Annotated in this window: 16 protein-coding genes and 1 riboswitch; of the genes, 14 read left to right on the top strand and 2 right to left on the bottom strand. The window is 46.1% G+C overall.

The window, feature by feature from the left end:
* Nucleotides 1-7 precede the first annotated feature (7 nt).
* From resB to ERX55_RS00845, 5 genes are all read left to right on the top strand, one after another.
* Nucleotides 8-1,624, top strand: a complete 1,617-nt coding sequence (resB, locus tag ERX55_RS00865; protein ID WP_133450693.1) for a cytochrome c biogenesis protein ResB — start codon at nucleotides 8-10, stop codon at nucleotides 1,622-1,624.
* Nucleotides 1,621-2,823 carry a c-type cytochrome biogenesis protein CcsB gene (gene ccsB / locus ERX55_RS00860; RefSeq protein WP_133450692.1) on the top strand — a complete coding sequence of 401 codons (1,203 nt, stop codon included), beginning with the start codon at nucleotides 1,621-1,623 and terminating at the stop codon, nucleotides 2,821-2,823. Before resB ends, ccsB begins: the two co-directional genes overlap by 4 nt.
* A 14-nt stretch (nucleotides 2,824-2,837) precedes the next feature.
* Nucleotides 2,838-3,545, top strand: a complete 708-nt coding sequence (locus ERX55_RS00855; protein WP_133450691.1) for a response regulator transcription factor — start codon at nucleotides 2,838-2,840, stop codon at nucleotides 3,543-3,545.
* A complete protein-coding gene (locus ERX55_RS00850; RefSeq protein ID WP_133450690.1) occupies nucleotides 3,545-5,272 on the top strand; it encodes an ATP-binding protein in 1,728 nt (575 codons plus the stop codon). Before ERX55_RS00855 ends, ERX55_RS00850 begins: the two co-directional genes overlap by 1 nt.
* A 57-nt stretch (nucleotides 5,273-5,329) precedes the next feature.
* A riboswitch (FMN riboswitch) is annotated at nucleotides 5,330-5,449 on the top strand.
* A 79-nt stretch (nucleotides 5,450-5,528) separates the two neighbouring features.
* Nucleotides 5,529-6,065, top strand: a complete 537-nt coding sequence (locus tag ERX55_RS00845; protein ID WP_243721435.1) for an ECF transporter S component — start codon at nucleotides 5,529-5,531, stop codon at nucleotides 6,063-6,065.
* 31 nt (nucleotides 6,066-6,096) lie between these two features.
* Here ERX55_RS00845 and ERX55_RS00840 read toward each other — a convergent pair whose 3' ends face one another.
* Complete coding sequence (locus ERX55_RS00840) at nucleotides 6,097-6,321, bottom strand: ferredoxin (protein WP_133451054.1); 225 nt, start codon at nucleotides 6,319-6,321, stop codon at nucleotides 6,097-6,099.
* Nucleotides 6,322-6,443: 122 nt separating this feature from the next.
* Here ERX55_RS00840 and ERX55_RS00835 point away from each other — a divergent pair, with 122 nt between their 5' ends.
* The 5 genes from ERX55_RS00835 to ERX55_RS00815 all read left to right on the top strand — a co-directional run bounded on the left by ERX55_RS00835 (nucleotide 6,444) and on the right by ERX55_RS00815 (nucleotide 11,386).
* The gene (locus ERX55_RS00835; protein ID WP_133450688.1) at nucleotides 6,444-7,337 is read left to right on the top strand and encodes a helix-turn-helix domain-containing protein; all 894 of its coding nucleotides are present in this window, start codon (nucleotides 6,444-6,446) and stop codon (nucleotides 7,335-7,337) included.
* Nucleotides 7,334-8,683: a RecQ family ATP-dependent DNA helicase gene (locus ERX55_RS00830; protein WP_133450687.1), complete on the top strand. Its 1,350-nt coding sequence runs from the start codon at nucleotides 7,334-7,336 to the stop codon at nucleotides 8,681-8,683. The genes ERX55_RS00835 and ERX55_RS00830 overlap by 4 nt, the downstream gene beginning before the upstream one ends.
* A 75-nt stretch (nucleotides 8,684-8,758) precedes the next feature.
* Nucleotides 8,759-9,697, top strand: a complete 939-nt coding sequence (locus ERX55_RS00825; protein ID WP_133450686.1) for a LysM peptidoglycan-binding domain-containing protein — start codon at nucleotides 8,759-8,761, stop codon at nucleotides 9,695-9,697.
* A 24-nt stretch (nucleotides 9,698-9,721) separates the two neighbouring features.
* Nucleotides 9,722-10,366, top strand: coding sequence for a CBS domain-containing protein (locus ERX55_RS00820; RefSeq protein ID WP_133450685.1), 645 nt, complete (start codon nucleotides 9,722-9,724; stop codon nucleotides 10,364-10,366).
* A gap of 45 nt (nucleotides 10,367-10,411) precedes the next feature.
* A complete protein-coding gene (locus ERX55_RS00815; protein WP_133451053.1) occupies nucleotides 10,412-11,386 on the top strand; it encodes a YpdA family putative bacillithiol disulfide reductase in 975 nt (324 codons plus the stop codon).
* Between the two features lie 8 nt (nucleotides 11,387-11,394).
* Here the strand turns inward: ERX55_RS00815 and ERX55_RS00810 are convergent, their stop codons facing one another.
* A complete protein-coding gene (locus ERX55_RS00810; protein WP_133450684.1) occupies nucleotides 11,395-12,360 on the bottom strand; it encodes an asparaginase in 966 nt (321 codons plus the stop codon).
* A 64-nt stretch (nucleotides 12,361-12,424) separates the two neighbouring features.
* Between ERX55_RS00810 and cmk the strand changes: the two genes are divergently transcribed.
* From cmk to ERX55_RS00790, 4 genes are all read left to right on the top strand, one after another.
* Nucleotides 12,425-13,078, top strand: a complete 654-nt coding sequence (cmk, locus tag ERX55_RS00805; protein WP_133450683.1) for a (d)CMP kinase — start codon at nucleotides 12,425-12,427, stop codon at nucleotides 13,076-13,078.
* A 77-nt stretch (nucleotides 13,079-13,155) separates the two neighbouring features.
* Nucleotides 13,156-14,310 (top strand): 30S ribosomal protein S1, encoded by a 1,155-nt coding sequence (gene rpsA / locus ERX55_RS00800; RefSeq protein WP_133450682.1) that lies wholly within the window; start codon nucleotides 13,156-13,158, stop codon nucleotides 14,308-14,310.
* Between the two features lie 103 nt (nucleotides 14,311-14,413).
* Nucleotides 14,414-15,724, top strand: coding sequence for a ribosome biogenesis GTPase Der (der, locus tag ERX55_RS00795; RefSeq protein WP_133450681.1), 1,311 nt, complete (start codon nucleotides 14,414-14,416; stop codon nucleotides 15,722-15,724).
* A gap of 11 nt (nucleotides 15,725-15,735) precedes the next feature.
* Nucleotides 15,736-16,734 carry an NAD(P)H-dependent glycerol-3-phosphate dehydrogenase gene (locus ERX55_RS00790; protein WP_133450680.1) on the top strand — a complete coding sequence of 333 codons (999 nt, stop codon included), beginning with the start codon at nucleotides 15,736-15,738 and terminating at the stop codon, nucleotides 16,732-16,734.
* The last annotated feature ends 5 nt before the right edge of the window (nucleotides 16,735-16,739 follow it).

Here is a 16,739-nt window from a genome sequence, read left to right as displayed (position 1 = left end):
GTCGTATATGAATGAAAAGCAAATAGTCTGTACTTGTGGACATGTCAATCCACCCGGCACACAGCTCTGTCAGAACTGCGGCCGCTTGATCAATGATGATTACGATAAGAAGAAAACAACTGACATCATGCGTTACGATGGTTCAGCTGTACGCTCAAAAACTAAAAACAAGACAGTGACAGATAAAATATGGAACTTTTTTGCCTCTGTCAAGACAGGTGTGATCCTGCTAGTGCTCACCATCATTGCAGCAGCAATCGGCTCTATTATGCCGCAGGAATACTTTATACCTGCCAATGTTGATCCCGCTACGTTTTATCAGGACAAGTACGGTTCCTTAGGTTACCTTTATCATCAGCTGGGACTTGACAACTTATATACCTCATGGTGGTTCCTGATTCTGCTGAGCCTGGTGGCATTCTCTATTATAGCTGCAAGTATCGACCGCGGCGTGCCGCTCTTTAAATCATTGCGTAATCAGGCAACCAGAAAACATCCTTCGTTCTTGAAACGTCAGCGACTGACGGGAGAGCTGGTCAATCCAGACTTAGACCAGCTGGAGCAGACACTGACGGAAAAACGTTATAAAGTAAAGCGTGAAGGAGATGCGCTTCTTGCTGAAAAAGGGCGTCTCAGCAGATACGGCCCCTATATCAACCATACCGGTCTGATCATCCTGCTGCTCGGTGGCATGCTGAGATTTGTGCCTGCCCTGTATTATGACGGTGCAGTGGCAGTCAAAGAAGGTGACACAAGAGCGATACCAGGAACAGATAAACATTATTATATGCGTAACGACAAGTTTATTCTCGAGCATTATGACCAGCAGATGAATTCAAACACTGAATCGACTAAAGCGGATAGCGCGATGAATAAAATTGCCAAGAATTATGAGACGCGTCTGACATTGTTTGAAAACACGAAAGATTCTATTCCTGGTGCAGAGCCCGAACTGAAAGAAGTCAAGACGGGAAGCATCAAAGTCAATCATCCGTTTAAATTTGATCATTTTGAGCTCTATCAGAACAGCTATGATCAGAGCCTTCTGAAAACAATGACCTTTAAAGTGATGGATAAGAAGACGGAAAAAGAAGTGGGGCAGACATTTACAGTTAACCTGGATGAACCAAGAGCGACCTATAAGGTTGCAGATGACCTGACCGTTCATCTGCGGAACTATGCACCTGATTTTGATAAAATTGAGCCGAATGGTACACTCGCTACGAAGACACCGAATACGGTCAATCCGGCATTTGTATTTGAGGTGGACAAGGCCGGCCGGCAGCCGGAATACAGTCTGCTGAAGATTCGGGCCTCACAGGATATTTCACAGGATAATCAGTACGCGGTGAAATTTGTCAGCGCGACGAATCATACGATGACTTATCTGAATGTCAAGAAGGACCTGACCTTACCATATCTCTTTATCGGTTTTACGATCTTCCTGCTGGGTCTGGCAATCGGCTCATACATCAATCATCGTAGAATCTGGATCAATGGTAATCAGATTGCAGCACATACAAGTAAAAACTATTACGGATTAAAAAATGAACTGAACTCTATCCTTGCACAGAACAATCAGCCTGCTGTTAAGGATAAGTACGAATCGGAGGAAACAAAATGAACCACGAAACATGGCTGAATATCAGCAGCACCTCTCTGTATGCAGCTTTTATCTTGTATCTGATCGCCATTTTACCTTTTTCGGCGAGCATTAAAGCAAAGAATAAGCGCTATGAACGGATAGGCGTTGCCTTGACGACTATCGGTTTCATCATGCAGCTCATCTATTTCATTACACGCTGGATTGCTGCGGGTCATGCACCTGTCAGCAATATGTATGAATTCCTGACGATGTTCGGTATCATGATGGTCGGCGGTTTCCTGGTCATCAATGCGATCTACCATACGCCGATACTGGCCCTATTCTCTCTGCCTATCGCGATGCTCGTCATTGTCTACGCCAGTATGTTCTCACGTGAAGTCAGTCCGCTTATTCCTGCCCTGCAGAGTAACTGGCTTGCCATTCACGTCATCACAGTCACTATTTCTTATGGTATTCTCTCAGTCAGCTCGATGGCCGGACTCATCTATTTGCTGCGCTATGTAGATGCCAAGGAGAAATCTCGGGACGCTTTCTGGCTGGAAGTGGTGATGTACTTCGGTGTCCTTGTCATCGCATTTATATTGACAACCATTGTGATGAAAGGGATTGTCCATTATGACGATCAATATTACTACATCGATAAGAATGAAAACCCGGCCATCAGTCATTACCATCTGCCTGCACTTGTGACATTCAAGGACGCCTATCCAGTTGTGCCTGAAGGCAATAACAACTACCGCGAAGTGAAACGTTTCTCAACAGGACTTGAAGTGCCGCCTGTCTTAAATGCACAGAAACTGACCACTGTCTTATGGTCTATTATTATCGGTACTGTGTTATATGGATTGATCCGTCTGATTGCGAGAAGAACCATCTTCTCCATGGTGAAGCCGCTGACGAATAAGGTGTCACTGCAGCTGATGGATGAGATTGGTTACCGTTCAGTGATCATCGGTTTCCCGCTCTTTGCATTAGGAGGACTCTTATTCGCCAGCATCTGGGCACAGATTGCCTGGAGCAGATTCTGGGGCTGGGACCCTAAAGAGGTATGGGCCCTTGTCACTTTCTTATTCTATGCTGTTTTCCTGCACCTGAGACTGGGCCGTGGCTGGGAAGGTAAGAAATCAGCATGGCTGGCTGTTGTCGGGCTTGCTATCATCTTATTCAATGTGATAGCGGTCAACTTGATTATAGCTGGTTTACATTCATACGCTTAGGAGGCCGTGCAGTGATGAAGGAAAGAATTTTAATCGTTGATGATGAGGATAGAATCAGAAAACTTGCTAAGATGTACCTTGAACGTGAAGGATTCGAGACAGTAGAAGCAGCAGACGGAGAAACGGCAGTGGAACTGGCGCTCAGTCAGAACTTCCATTGTGTGCTGCTGGACATCATGCTGCCTGGCATGGATGGTCTGGCAGTGTGCAAAAGAATTCGGGAGGAGAAGTCGACGCCTGTCATCATGCTGACGGCTAAAGGCGAGGAGAACAACCGGGTGGAAGGTTTTGAGATTGGGGCTGATGATTATATCGTCAAACCGTTCTCGCCGCGTGAAGTGGTGCTCCGGGTTAAAGCAATCTTAAGACGTTCGCAGTCTTCGATGTTCTTTCAGAATGACGCCCACGCCAAAGATCTGATTGTCTTCGATTCTCTTGTGATTGATAATGATGCACATCGCGTCACAGCCAATAACCAGGAAGTCAGCTTGACGCCGAAGGAATATGAGCTGCTGCTATTCCTGGCTAAATCGCCGGACAAAGTCTTTGACAGAGAGCAGCTGCTGAAAGAAGTCTGGCACTATGAATTTTACGGCGACCTTAGAACTGTGGATACACATGTCAAGCGTCTACGTGAGAAGCTGAATAAAGTCTCACCTGAAGCGGCAGAGATGATTCATACTGTCTGGGGCATCGGCTATAAGTTCGAGGCGAGAGACTGATGCATTTTTTAAATAGTATTGTCATAAAACTGTGGTTCACTATCATTTTGATAGTAACGACAGTTTTACTTATATTATCGGTTGCGCTTGTGGGCTTCTTTAATTCATATTTCATCTCGGAGACGGGGAAGACCTTGTACCAGCAGGCGAATAAAATTGAAAACATTCTGATGAGCCGTCATAACCAGCAGGACGCGATGAATTATGTCATGGAACTCGTCGAGAATCCGGCGGGTCTGATCATCATTGAAGATAAAGCACAGCTGACTGAAGCGCATGATGACCTCAAGCAGATCATGATCGATGAGTTTCGCACGAATCCAGACTTCAAGGCCGTCTTTGATGAGAACAAGCATGTCACCAAGATTATTGATGTCAATTATCAGAAGGAGAAACACCGCTATATTCTTCTCGGCTTTCCATCACAGGCCTTTCAGGAGAAGGGCGCGATCATTCTTTATCAGGATATTAATTCCATCAGTTCCACCTTGCAGTATGTCAGCCTGATTATACTGATAACCGCACTGATACTCATCGTACTGTCAACGATTTTTGCGTTCTTCTTATCCAACAAGATCACGAAACCGCTGCTCCGGCTCAAGGCATCAGCGTTCCAGGTGGCTAAAGGTGAAAGGGCACAGAAAATCAAGACGACTTCCCGTGATGAGATAGGTGAACTCACCGTCGCATTCAATAAGATGGAGGATGATATCAGAAACAACATCGCTTCAATTGAGACGGAGAGGAATCTGCGGGATAAACTGATTAATGCCATGGCTGACGGTGTGTTGAGCTATCATATGGACCTAGATGAGCAGCTGATGAATCCGAAAGCTGCCCAGTTTCTGGCGGTGATAGATGAGGACGAAAAAAGACGGCTTGAAGAGGCATTTGAAGAAGTGGTGGAAACAAATGATTCAGCCGTCATAGAAGTTGCCACCCTTCAACATTATTTTGTGGTCATCATCTCACCTGTCAGACGAGCAGCTGCCAATCATCAGTTGGGCGCTGTTGCCCTGATACGCGATATGACTGAGGAGCACCGGAATGATGAGATGAAGAAGCGGTTCGTTGCGGATGTCTCTCATGAGCTCAGAACGCCGATCCAGATGCTGCAAGGCTATACTGAAGCACTGCTGGATGATATCGTCGAGACACCGGAAGACCGTAAGGAATTCCTGAATATTATTCTGGATGAGAGCAAACGCTTAAACCGTCTCGTAAACGAGCTGCTGAATGTCGCCCGCTACGATGCTGGCGATGTGAAACTGGATCTCGAGGAGACACCGGTTGATGCACTGCTGCGTAAAGTGAAGGCGACATTCAGCCAGTCTCTTGCGGATAATAAGCTCAATCTCGTGATTGATGCGCCGCCGGGACTGATATGGTCGCTTGACTATGATAAGATGTTTCAGGTTCTGACCAACCTGGTTGACAATGCAGTTCGCTATACTCATGAAGGTGATACCATTCAGCTGACGGTAAGAGCGGACAGTGAACTGCTGATTGAAGTCAGAGACTCAGGCGTCGGTATTTCACCTGAACACCTGCCTCATCTGTTTGACCGTTTCTATAAAGTGGACGCTGCCAGAACGAGAGGTAAACATGGCACGGGTCTCGGTCTGTTCATCGTTAAATCCATTATCGAGTCACACGGGGGCCGTATCTCAGTGACAAGTGAACAGGGCACAGGCACCACCTTCAAGATTGTGATCCCAAAACATTGATTTAATAAAAAGATGTGCTAATATATTAACAGGATGAAAATCCGAAAAAATAAAATAATTCATCTTCGGGGTACGGTGTAATTCCGAACCGGCGGTATAGCCCGCGACCTGCCTTCGGGTGGCTGATTCAGTGTGATTCTGAAGCCGACAGTATAGTCTGGATGGGAGAAGATGGAGTGCAAAGCAAAAAAGCTTTGCTTATTTGTGATGCCTCCTTCCTTCAGTTGATGAATGTAAGGAGAAGAATATGTCAAGTATCAACAGAACCAAGAAGCTGATTCTGATCAGCATGCTGAGTGCCATCAGTTTTGTCCTGATGTTTCTCAAGTTCCCGCTGCCTTTTATGCCGCCTTATCTGACGATTGATTTCAGCGATGTGCCGGCACTAATCGGATTATTTACAGTGGGGCCAGCCGGTGCCGTATTGATTGAACTCATCAAAAACCTGCTGAATTTTGCAACGAATCCGGTCGAACCGGTCGGTCCGGCTGCTAACTTTATAGCCGGAGCTAGTTTTGTGTTAACCGCCTATTATGCCGGCAGCAGAAATAAATGGGCGGGATTAGTCGCAGCGACGCTTGTCATGACGCTTGTTATGAGTCTCATGAACTATTTTGTCTTACTGCCGCTATACGGCATGATCACCAACTTAACCGATATTACGAACAATCTGAAAGCGATTGTCTCAGCAAGCATCATTCCTTTCAACATCATTAAAGGACTGATTGTTTCAATAATTTTTATGCTGATTTTCAGACCACTGTTACCTGTTATAGAGAAAAGATTCAAATAAAAAGAAGGAATTCCGGCGGAATTCCTTCTTTTTATTCGTATTTAAGCGCATCTCCGTCAAATGATTCGTCTGCTACTTTGATAGAGTCTGTTGGACAACCTTCAAATGCATCCATCATATCTTCCTCAAGTTCTTCAGGTACTTCCTGAGTTCCCTGGTTATCATCAAGAATAACAAAAGCGATGCCTTCATCATCATAATCATATATATCAGGTGCCGCTGCACCACAAGCACCGCAGGCGATGCAAGTATCCATATCTACGATTGTATATTTCCCAGCCAAATGATTCGCCTCCTTACATAAAAATGCTACACTAGTACATATACATTCTAGAGATTCAGACACTATTTTTCAACAAAAATTATCTGGAGGCATTGATGGATTCTATTTATCAGCAGGCGAAACAGCGTAAATTCGCAGAGAAGACAGATAAAAGCTTCAATAATATTCTGATGGGCTTCAAGTCACATCAAACCTATTTCGACGCCATGATGCAAGGCCAGCTTCCCTTTTATAACAGTCGGCCGGAACGTACAGGTGACACGGCTGAAGAAATGAGATTTTATCCTTATTTTTTTGACGCCACGCATATGACGTTCCAGGCTCTCAGATTACTGACACAGACCATGGCGGCCCGCTCCTGTCATATTCATGATTTCTATCCGGTCACGAACCATTTGTATATTCAGCAGCAGGTGAAACACTGGCTTCATTCATCTGAGAGTCGGCCGGACGTATATGAAGCAGAACTGCTTACGCTCTATGACACTCTGGCACAGGCACTGCCGGTCTTCAGCTTTAAGCTGCTGCCGGATGCGAAGGGCAATCATTTCTCTGTAGATGAGATCTGCAGCGCCGCTCGCTTTGCACAAGGAGAATACCCTCTTATGCTGCTGAGAGAGCTGAACATGCTGACGCATCTGATCCATCATCATCCTTATTTTAACAGCTTGTATATCCGCATGCCCCTTCATAGTGCGACTGAACAGACACGGGAATGGATTGCCAACGGAGCGGCGCTTGAGGATATCGCTTTAAAAAGAGGAGTCAAACTTCATACGATAGAAGATCATATCATTGAAATGATCATTAAAGACTACAGTGTGGACATCAGCCGATATGTCACTGAGGATGAAATCGCGGAGATACGAGCGCTCTATCACGAGCATCATTATCAGCGGCTGAAACCTTATTTCGAGGAATCTCAGATGGACAGTTACTTTAAGGTGAAGATCGCACTCTGTCAGATCATGAAAGAAGTGACATTATGACAACAGAAGAAATTCTCCAGAATATATACGGATTTTCTGAACTGCGGCCCAGTCAGAAGGCAGTCATTGAAGCCATCGAAACGGGACGTGACGTACTGGCGCTTCTCCCGACTGGCGGCGGGAAGTCGCTCTGCTATCAGCTGCCCGTCCTGAAGGCAGCGGGTCGTGCCCTGGTGGTCACCCCCCTTATCTCATTGATGGAAGATCAGGTAGCTGAGCTGAAACGACTGAGATTAAAGGCAGTATGTATTCACAGTTATCTGGATATACGTGAGAAACGTCTCATCTACCATCAGCTGCAGGACTATCAGTTTATTTTCTGCTCGCCGGAATGGCTGGCGACTGACAAAGCTCGTGCCACGGTCGCACAGCTGAATCTGACGCATATGGTGATCGACGAAGCACACTGCATCTCAGAGTGGGGATATGACTTCAGGCCGCATTATCTTCTCCTCCACGAGATCATTAAACCGGGCATGCAGGTGATTGCCCTGACGGCAACCGCTGATGATAAAATCATCAGAGACATCAATCAGCTCTTGAGAAGGGAGCTGCTCCTGATCGATAAACGTGAGGAGCGTCGCAATATCTTTCTGTCAGTCTGTAAGAGCCCGGATAAGCTGAAAGAGATTGAATCGCTCCTTGACACCAGCGGGCCGACCATCATCTATTTTTCATCCAAAAAACGCTGCAATGAAGTTCACCAGCTGCTCAGTAAGCGCTACAAAGGCATGACGTATCATGCTGACATGACATACGAGGACCGGATGTCTGTACAGCTGGCATTTTTAGGTGACAGAATTCACTATGTCTGTGCGACGAGTGCCTTTGGCATGGGTGTCAATAAAAGCAATGTGCGGACAGTGGTTCATTACCATACGCCTAAGTCCGTGCTGCAATATATCCAGGAAGTTGGCCGCGCCGGGCGGGACGGTGAAGAGGCGCAGGCTATCCTGCTGTATGATGAAGAGGATCTTCACTTAAGTTACCGGCTGCTGCAGGAAGAACATTTATCAGAGTCTGATTTTAATCTTTATCTGAATGGTGCTCAGCTCACGGCAGAGAAGATGGAACGGCTCAGCATCCTTCGTGCAAATTTCCCTGACCGGGAAGTCCTGAACGTACTCAGAAAAGAGTATCACACTAAACTGGCTGCTCTCAGAAAAATGGCCGAGTATGGTCAGCTGACTGCGTGTCTGAGTCATCAATTATACAATGGGGAGCAGTCCTGTACGCATTGTGAGTACTGTCAGGGCCGGAGACTATTCACTTTTGAGACATTTAAGGAAGTGCATGAGAATGATGATAGGGTGGCTTATATAAAATCATTATTTAAACAGGGCTAGCTCTTTACTATTCACTTTATAGTTGTCTATAATTAATGGTATATTTAAATAAATTTCAATGAAGTGGGTGTAAGCATGGCTAGAGATAATTTCAAAGATGAGTTCGAAAAAAGTAAGCAGCCTGTAGAGAGACAGGAGGAAGTCGGTCAAGATGATTTAGTATTTGAGGGTGAGGATTTCTCAGATGACACATCTTCAGCTGAATTTCCTAAACGCGGTGTATCAAGACGTAATCGGTCAGCAGACCGTCGTCGTCGCGAGGAATCAGCAGAAGAAAATGCCAGTGTCAAAGATTCTAAGAAGAAACGTCGTCGTTCAGCCGCTGCAGGCACAGGCGCCGTTGCAGCCGGAGCTGGAGCAGACAATCATATAGAAGAGCCTGCAAAAACAGGTGAAGTGAAATCAGAAACATTTGTTGCAGGATCAGGACAACCGGTCGTGCAGCACGAAGACGAGAGAGAGCATGAGCCGGAAGAAAAGGAAAAGAAAAACAGCTGGTTACCTATTCTGGCTGGCTTGCTGATTTTAATTCCGATACTTTTCCTGTTATTCATGTTCCTGGGTAACCGCGATAACAAAGATGATCAAAACGAAAACGCGGTGAAGACGGAAGAGGTGACGACAGAAAAAGCGACGACAGAAAAATCAAAAGAAGAAAAAACGACTGAAGAAAAAACAGTGGAGAAAGCGACAACTGAAGCACCTGCAACTGTAGAGGAAGCAACTACTGAAACCACAACAGAAGTACCATCTTCTGAGGCAGTCACAACAGAGGCAGTCACAACAGAGGCAGTTACAACAGAAGCCGTCACAACAGAAGCGCCAGCTACAGAAGCACCTGCAGCGACGGGCGGCGGCACGACGCATACAGTAGGCGCCAATGAAAATCTCTATAGAATCGCAATCCGTTACTACGGCAGCGGTACACCGGCAAATGTCGACAAAATCCGTAAAGCAAACGGAATCTCAGGTAACAATCTGACAATCGGTCAGGAACTTGTAATTCCTAAATAAGACAATATCAAAGGGGATGGGTTTATGTACTTAAAAACAATTATGATTCCAAAAGAGAAATGTTATATTGCCAATCCGAATGACTCCGTCAAGTCGGTCATTGATAAACTTGAGCATCATGGCATAGATGGGATGCCCGTGGTCAGTGAAGGTCTTTATCATGGCACAGTGACACGTTACAATATCTTCAGACATTATTTCTTCAAGAAAGATGCTCAGCCGCGTGAAGAGTTTATCGAGAGTACACGGATCAAAGATATTCTGGCGATCGATGAATATAGCGTGACAGATGAGTCACTGTTTGAAGAATCATTCCTAAGTCTGCAGGATTTCCCGATCTTAAGCATCATTAATAAGAACAATGAGTTTTTAGGTGTGGTCACACGTTTTGATGTAATGGAGCAGTTCAAGAGTGCGTTCGGCATGAATCAGCCCGGCACACGCATTGCGATTACTTCCATCGATGCAGAAGGCCGTATTAAACGCCTGGCACAGGCACTGCAGAAATATAAGCTGAATGCCATCTCTTTCGTGACATTTGACGAAACGGACAAGATGCATCGACGGATGATTGTGAAAGTGGACAATAGAAATCAAAAAGAGATCGAAAAATTTACAAAATATCTGGCTAAGAATGGCTTTAAAGTGCTGGATGTTCAACATAATTAACGAAGGGGCTCATTTGAGCTCCTTTTTTTGAGAAAGGTGATTACTGTGAAATATATTGAGAGCATTATTATCGGAGCGGGTCCCTGCGGTCTGTCAGCCGCCATTGAACAGAACCGGCAAGGAATCGAGAACTTGATCATAGAAAAAGGGAACGTAGTGGAGGCTATCTATAATTACCCGACCCACCAGACGTTCTTCTCATCAAGTGACAAGCTGGCTATCGGAGACGTGCCGTTTATCGTTGAAGAACATAAACCGCGCAGAAACCAGGCACTGGTCTATTACCGTGAAGTGGTCAAGCATCACCAGTTAAATATCAACACGCGTGAAGAAGTGCTGTCAGTGACGAAAGAAGATGACCGGTTCATTGTCAGGACTTCTAAAGCGAGCTATGCATGCACGTACTTAACAGTGGCAACCGGCTACTACGGCCAACATAATACGTTGGATGTCCCCGGTGCAGAGCGCGCGAAAGTGCATCATTATTTTAAGGAGGCTCACCCGTTCTTCAATAAGAAGGTGCTGATCATCGGCGGCAAGAATTCAGCGGTGGATGCTGCCATTGAACTGGAGAAAGCGGGGGCTGAAGTGACCGTCATCTATCGGGGCAGCGGTTACTCAAAGAGCGTCAAACCGTGGATACTGCCAATTTTCGACGGCCTTGTCAGAAGCGAGAAAATCAAGATGTATTTCAATGCTCAGTTAAATGAAATCACGGCAGATACAGTGACATTCAGTGTGGCAGGCGAAGAACAGACGATCCAGAACGATGACGTCTTCGCAATGATCGGTTATCATCCCGACTATGATTTCCTGCAGGCAATGGGAATGGACCTCGTGACCACTGAATATGGGACAGCGCCGAAATTCAACCCTGAAACGATGGAAACGAACGTTAACAATCTGTATATTGCGGGGGTCATCGCTGCAGGGAATGATGCCAATTCCATCTTCATTGAAAACGGCAAGTTCCATGGCGGCTTGATCGCAGCAGCTATCAAAAATAAAAAAGAGGCTTAGGCCTCTTTTTATTTGCGGAAATAGGTATTCAATTGCGCCTTAGTGAGTTGGTTGCTTAAACCGACAATCAGTTTCAGTCTTGCTTTCTGACCATTTAAACCATTGGAGAAGATGACCCCTTTCCTCTCCAGTTCATAGCCGCCGCCCTCATAACTGTAGTTGTTGCTGGCAATGCCGTTGAAGCAGCGCGAGACAAGGACCACAGGCATGTCTGCAGCAAGAAGACTGTCCAGCCCCGCCAGTGAGGACGGAGGCAGATTGCCTTGACCGAGCGCCTCGATGACCACACCATCATAACCATGTGTCAGAAAGAACTCGAGAAGTTCAGCATCCAGGTCGCTATGCGCCTTGATTAAGCCGACTTTGACGGCTTCATCCACTTTGACTAGCGGCCGGTTGACGACAGGCAGGTGATGATAATAGATGGCGTTTTTAGTGATGATGCCGAGCGGTCCATAGTTCGGGCTCTGGAAAGTACTCGTGTTAGATGTGTGCGTTTTTGTCACATTCATGGCGCTGTGAATTTCATCGTTGAAGACAACGAGAACCCCTTTACCTTTTGACTGGTCATCACAGGCCGTCCGGATGGCGGCAATATAGTTGTACAGCCCGTCTGCTCCGATCTCATTGGAGGAGCGCATGGCACCTGTCAGAATGACCGGGATGCTGACATTCAGCGTCAGGTCGAGGAAAAAGGCGGTTTCCTCCAGTGTATCCGTGCCGTGCGTGATGACGACACCTTCATAATTGTCTGTGTTGATCTGCTCGATGATCAGTTTTCTGAGCCTGTTCATATGCTGGAGTGTCATATGTGGAGAAGGAACCTGAAAGGGATTCAGTTCGGTGATATCGGCAAGCGACCGGATGGACTCGAGACCTGACACAGGATTGATATCATTGGTGATGACATGGCCGTCAGGATTCTCAGACATGCTGATGGTACCGCCGGTGTGTATAACAAGAAGTTTTTTCATATGTGCCTCCTTTATGCTTCTATGATAAAATATTAATGATCAAACAACAAGGTAGGTAAGAAGGATGAAAAAAATTAATATTGCGATAGATGGGCCGGCAGCAGCAGGCAAAAGTACCATCGCTAAAAAAGTGGCAGCTGCACTTAATATGGTTTATGTGGATACAGGTGCCATGTACCGCGCCATTACATTAGCCTACTTAAAATCGGATGACAAAGATTTCAGCACATTGCTGGAGCAGATAGATATCCGTCTTGTAGCGGATCATGGACAGCGAGTGCTGCTGTCAGGGGAGGATATCACAGAACGTATCCGTGAGAATGATATAACGGAAAACGTCTCTTTTGTAGCCAGTCAAGCTGCGGTGCGCAGCTATTTAGTGGAGCTGCAGCAGCAGCTGACACGTGACAAAGGGGTGGTCATGGACGGCCGGGATATCGGGACGACTGTGATCCCGGATGCCGAGCTGAAGATCTATATGATTGCATCCGTGGAGGAACGGGCCCAGAGAAGACAGCTTGACAATGAATCGCGCGGGATTGACAGCACAGTCGAGCAGCTGAAGGCAGATATCGCGCATCGTGATCATCTGGATATGACACGTGAGATATCACCGCTCACTCAGGCAGCAGATGCCATTGAAATCGATACGACGGGACGTTCTATTGAAGAGGTCACTGCGATAATCTTGAAACTTGCGTCAGATAAATTGGAATAAAGACGATTTTCTTGACTTTTTTAGGGTAATATAAGAACGTTAGATAAAGAGCTTTTACATTTTAGGAGGATAAGATTATGACAGAAGAATTCAACGAAAACATGATTACAGAAATTCAAGAAGGCGACAAAGTGAAAGGGACAGTCCAGAAGATTGAAGATAAGCATGTGATCGTCTTCATTGAAGGGGCTAAATTTGACGGGATTATCCCGATCAGCCAGTTGACAAGTCTTCATATCGATAAAGCAGAAGAAGCTGTTTCTGTGGGAGATGAAATTGAAGCATTCGTGACGAAGATTGAAGATAAAGAAGAGGATGGCCATTACATCCTGTCTAAACGTCAGTTAGATGAATCACAATCTTTTGAAAGCCTGAAAGAAAAATTCGAGAACAATGAAACAATCGAAGCGGAAGTGAAAGAAGTCGTTAAAGGCGGTTTAGTAGTAGATGTAGGTCTTCGTGGTTTCATCCCTGCGTCACTTATCTCAACTGAATATATCGAAGATTTCTCAGATTACCAAGGTCGTCAGTTAACCCTGAAAATTGAAGAGCTTGACCAGGAGAAAAACCGTGTCATCTTAAACCACCGCGCTATCGAAGAAGAAGAAAATAAAGTGAAACGTGCTGAAATCCTGCAGAACCTTGAAGTCGGTTCAATCGTTGAAGGTAAAGTTGCACGTATCACAAGCTTTGGTGCCTTCGTTAATATCGGTGGTGTAGACGGCTTGGTTCACATCTCACAAATCACGCATGACCGTCTTGAAAAAGTAGAAGATGCACTTGAGATCGGTCAGGAAGTTAAAGTGAAAATCCTAAGTGTGGATGCAGATGCTGAACGTATCTCATTATCAATCAAAGATGCGTTACCTGGACCGTTTGAAACGATTGAAGAGAACTTCAAAGTCGGTGACATCGTCGAAGGTAAAGTGATGCGTCTTGCGAACTTCGGTGCCTTCGTGGAAATCGCTAAGGGTCTTCAAGGTCTTGTCCACATCTCTCAAATCAGTCATGACCACATCGGTAATCCAAGTGAAGTGCTTGAGCCGGGCCAAACTGTGAAAGTGAAGATTCTGGACATCAATAAACAAGAAGAACGTATTGCATTATCAATCAAAGCAACTGAAGAGCAAGGACAGGATTTTGATGCTTCATACTTAGATACAAGCTCAAATGACGATGCACCGACGCTCGGTGATGTCTTCGCTGATAAGTTCAAAGACTTAAAATTATAAGAGAGACTCGAAAAGTAACGCTTCGGCGTTACTTTTTTTGATTATGATAACAAATCAAGGTGTGTTAAAATAGGGAAGATCATATATTGAGAGGAAGAAAAAAGTGACTAAACCAACCATAGCCATCGTCGGCCGTGCGAATGTCGGCAAGTCGACGATATTTAATAGAATTATAGGAGAACGGGTGTCCATCGTTGAGGATACACCCGGCGTTACACGTGACCGCATCTACTCAAGCGGCGAATGGCTGACGCATGAATTCAATATTATTGATACAGGGGGAATTGAACTGGGGGACGAACCCTTCCAGGAACAGATCCGTGCCCAGGCTGAGATCGCCATCGACGAAGCGGATGTCATCATTTTTATGGTGAACGGCCGTGACGGCATCACGAATGAAGATGAATTCGTGGCAAAGCTGCTGTTTAAATCCAGTAAACCTGTCGTTCTGGCAGTCAATAAAATCGATAATCCGGAGATGCGTGCTGATATTTATGAGTTCTATTCACTCGGTTTCGGTGATCCCTTCCCGATTTCAGGCTCTCATGGTCTAGGTATCGGTGATCTTCTGGACGAGGCAAGCAAACATTTCCCTGAAGAAGAGGAAGACGAATATGATGATGATGTCATCAAGTTCAGTCTGATCGGTCGTCCGAATGTCGGCAAATCAAGTCTAATCAACAGTATTCTGGGGGAGGAACGGGTAATCGTCTCCAATATCGCCGGTACAACGCGTGACGCCATTGATACCCTCTACACGTATGATGACCAGGATTATGTCATGATCGATACAGCAGGTATGCGTAAAAAAGGGAGAGTCTATGAATCAACTGAACGATATTCCGTCCTGCGTGCGCTGCGTGCAATCGAGCGTTCTAATGTGGTTCTTGTCGTCATAGATGCTGAAGAAGGCATCATAGAGCAGGACAAGAAGATTGCCGGTTATGCCCATGAAGCGGGTAAGGCGGTCATCATCGTCGTCAATAAATGGGATACAGTCGAAAAAGATTCCAAGACGATGAAGAAGTTCGAGGACAATATTCGTGCCCACTTCCAGTTCCTTGACTATGCGCCGATTGCATTCGTTTCAGCACTGAAAGGGCAGCGTCTGAAAACGTTGTTCCCGCTGATCAATATGGCGAGTGAAAACCACAAGAAACGCGTTCAGAGCAGTACACTGAACGAAGTGATAACAGATGCGGTGGCGATGAATCCGACACCGACTGATAATGGCAGCCGTCTGAATATTTTCTATACGACGCAAGTAGCGATTGAGCCACCGACCTTTGTGGTCTTTGTCAATGATGTCGAGATGATGCACTTCTCATATCAGCGTTTCCTGGAAAACAGAATTCGTGATGCCTTTGGATTTGAAGGCACGCCTATTCATCTCATCGCCCGAAAACGTAACTAGGAGGTTATTTCATGACAGCAATTACTGTGCTTGGGACAGGCAGCTGGGGAACAGCGCTTGCCAATGTGCTGCTGGATAATCATCATGATGTCCTTATGTGGGGCAGAGATGAGAAGACGGCTGCAGCATTGACTGAAGAGAAGATGAATCCCAGATACCTGCCGCATATCCCTTTAAATGAGGGGATGAAGGCCACGACGAACTTGACTGACGCGCTTGCACATGCAGCTGTGATCGTACTCGCTGTTCCGACAAAGGCGATGCGCGATATCTGCCAGCAGGTCAATGCATTAGTGCATGACAGGAAAACAATCATTCATGTCTCTAAGGGTCTGGAACCGAAGACCTTCAAGCGTGTATCTGAAATCATTGAAGAGGAAATAGATGCGGATAAGCTGCAGGGCGTCGGTGTGCTGAGCGGACCGAGTCATGCAGAGGAAGTGGCGACACGTCAGCCTACAACGGTGGCCATCGCATCTAAAGATGAGCGTATCCGGCAGCTGGGGCAGGATTTATTCATGTGCGATTACTTCCGGGTCTATACGAATGAAGATTTAGTCGGTGTGGAAATAGGCGGTGCGCTGAAAAACATCATTGCGCTCGCAGCAGGTCTGAGCGACGGCATAGGTTATGGTGACAATGCCAAAGCTGCTCTGATGACGAGAGGTCTGGCGGAGATTACGCGGCTCGGCGTGAAGATGGGTGCGGATCCCATGACTTATCTCGGTATGGCAGGGCTCGGTGACCTTATTGTGACTTGCACGTCTGTACATTCCCGTAACTGGCGCTGCGGTGAAATGCTTGGCAAAGGCATATCACTTGACGCGGCGCTCGACCAGATGGGCATGGTTGTTGAGGGCGTAAGAACAACCCAGGCGGCCTACGAGATGGCTGCTGCTTATGAGGTAGATATGCCGATAACAGCTGCGCTTTATGATGTACTGTTTAATGAGGGGCCAGTGGAGGAGAACGTCAGAGCGCTGATGAACCGTCAAAAAACAAATGAATAGGTGGA

The organism is Macrococcus bovicus (genome assembly GCF_004359575.1).
Taxonomy (GTDB): Bacteria; Bacillota; Bacilli; order Staphylococcales; family Staphylococcaceae; genus Macrococcus; species Macrococcus bovicus.
Note: the sequence above shows the minus strand (reverse complement) of the source record. Positions and strands in the feature narration are given on the sequence as shown.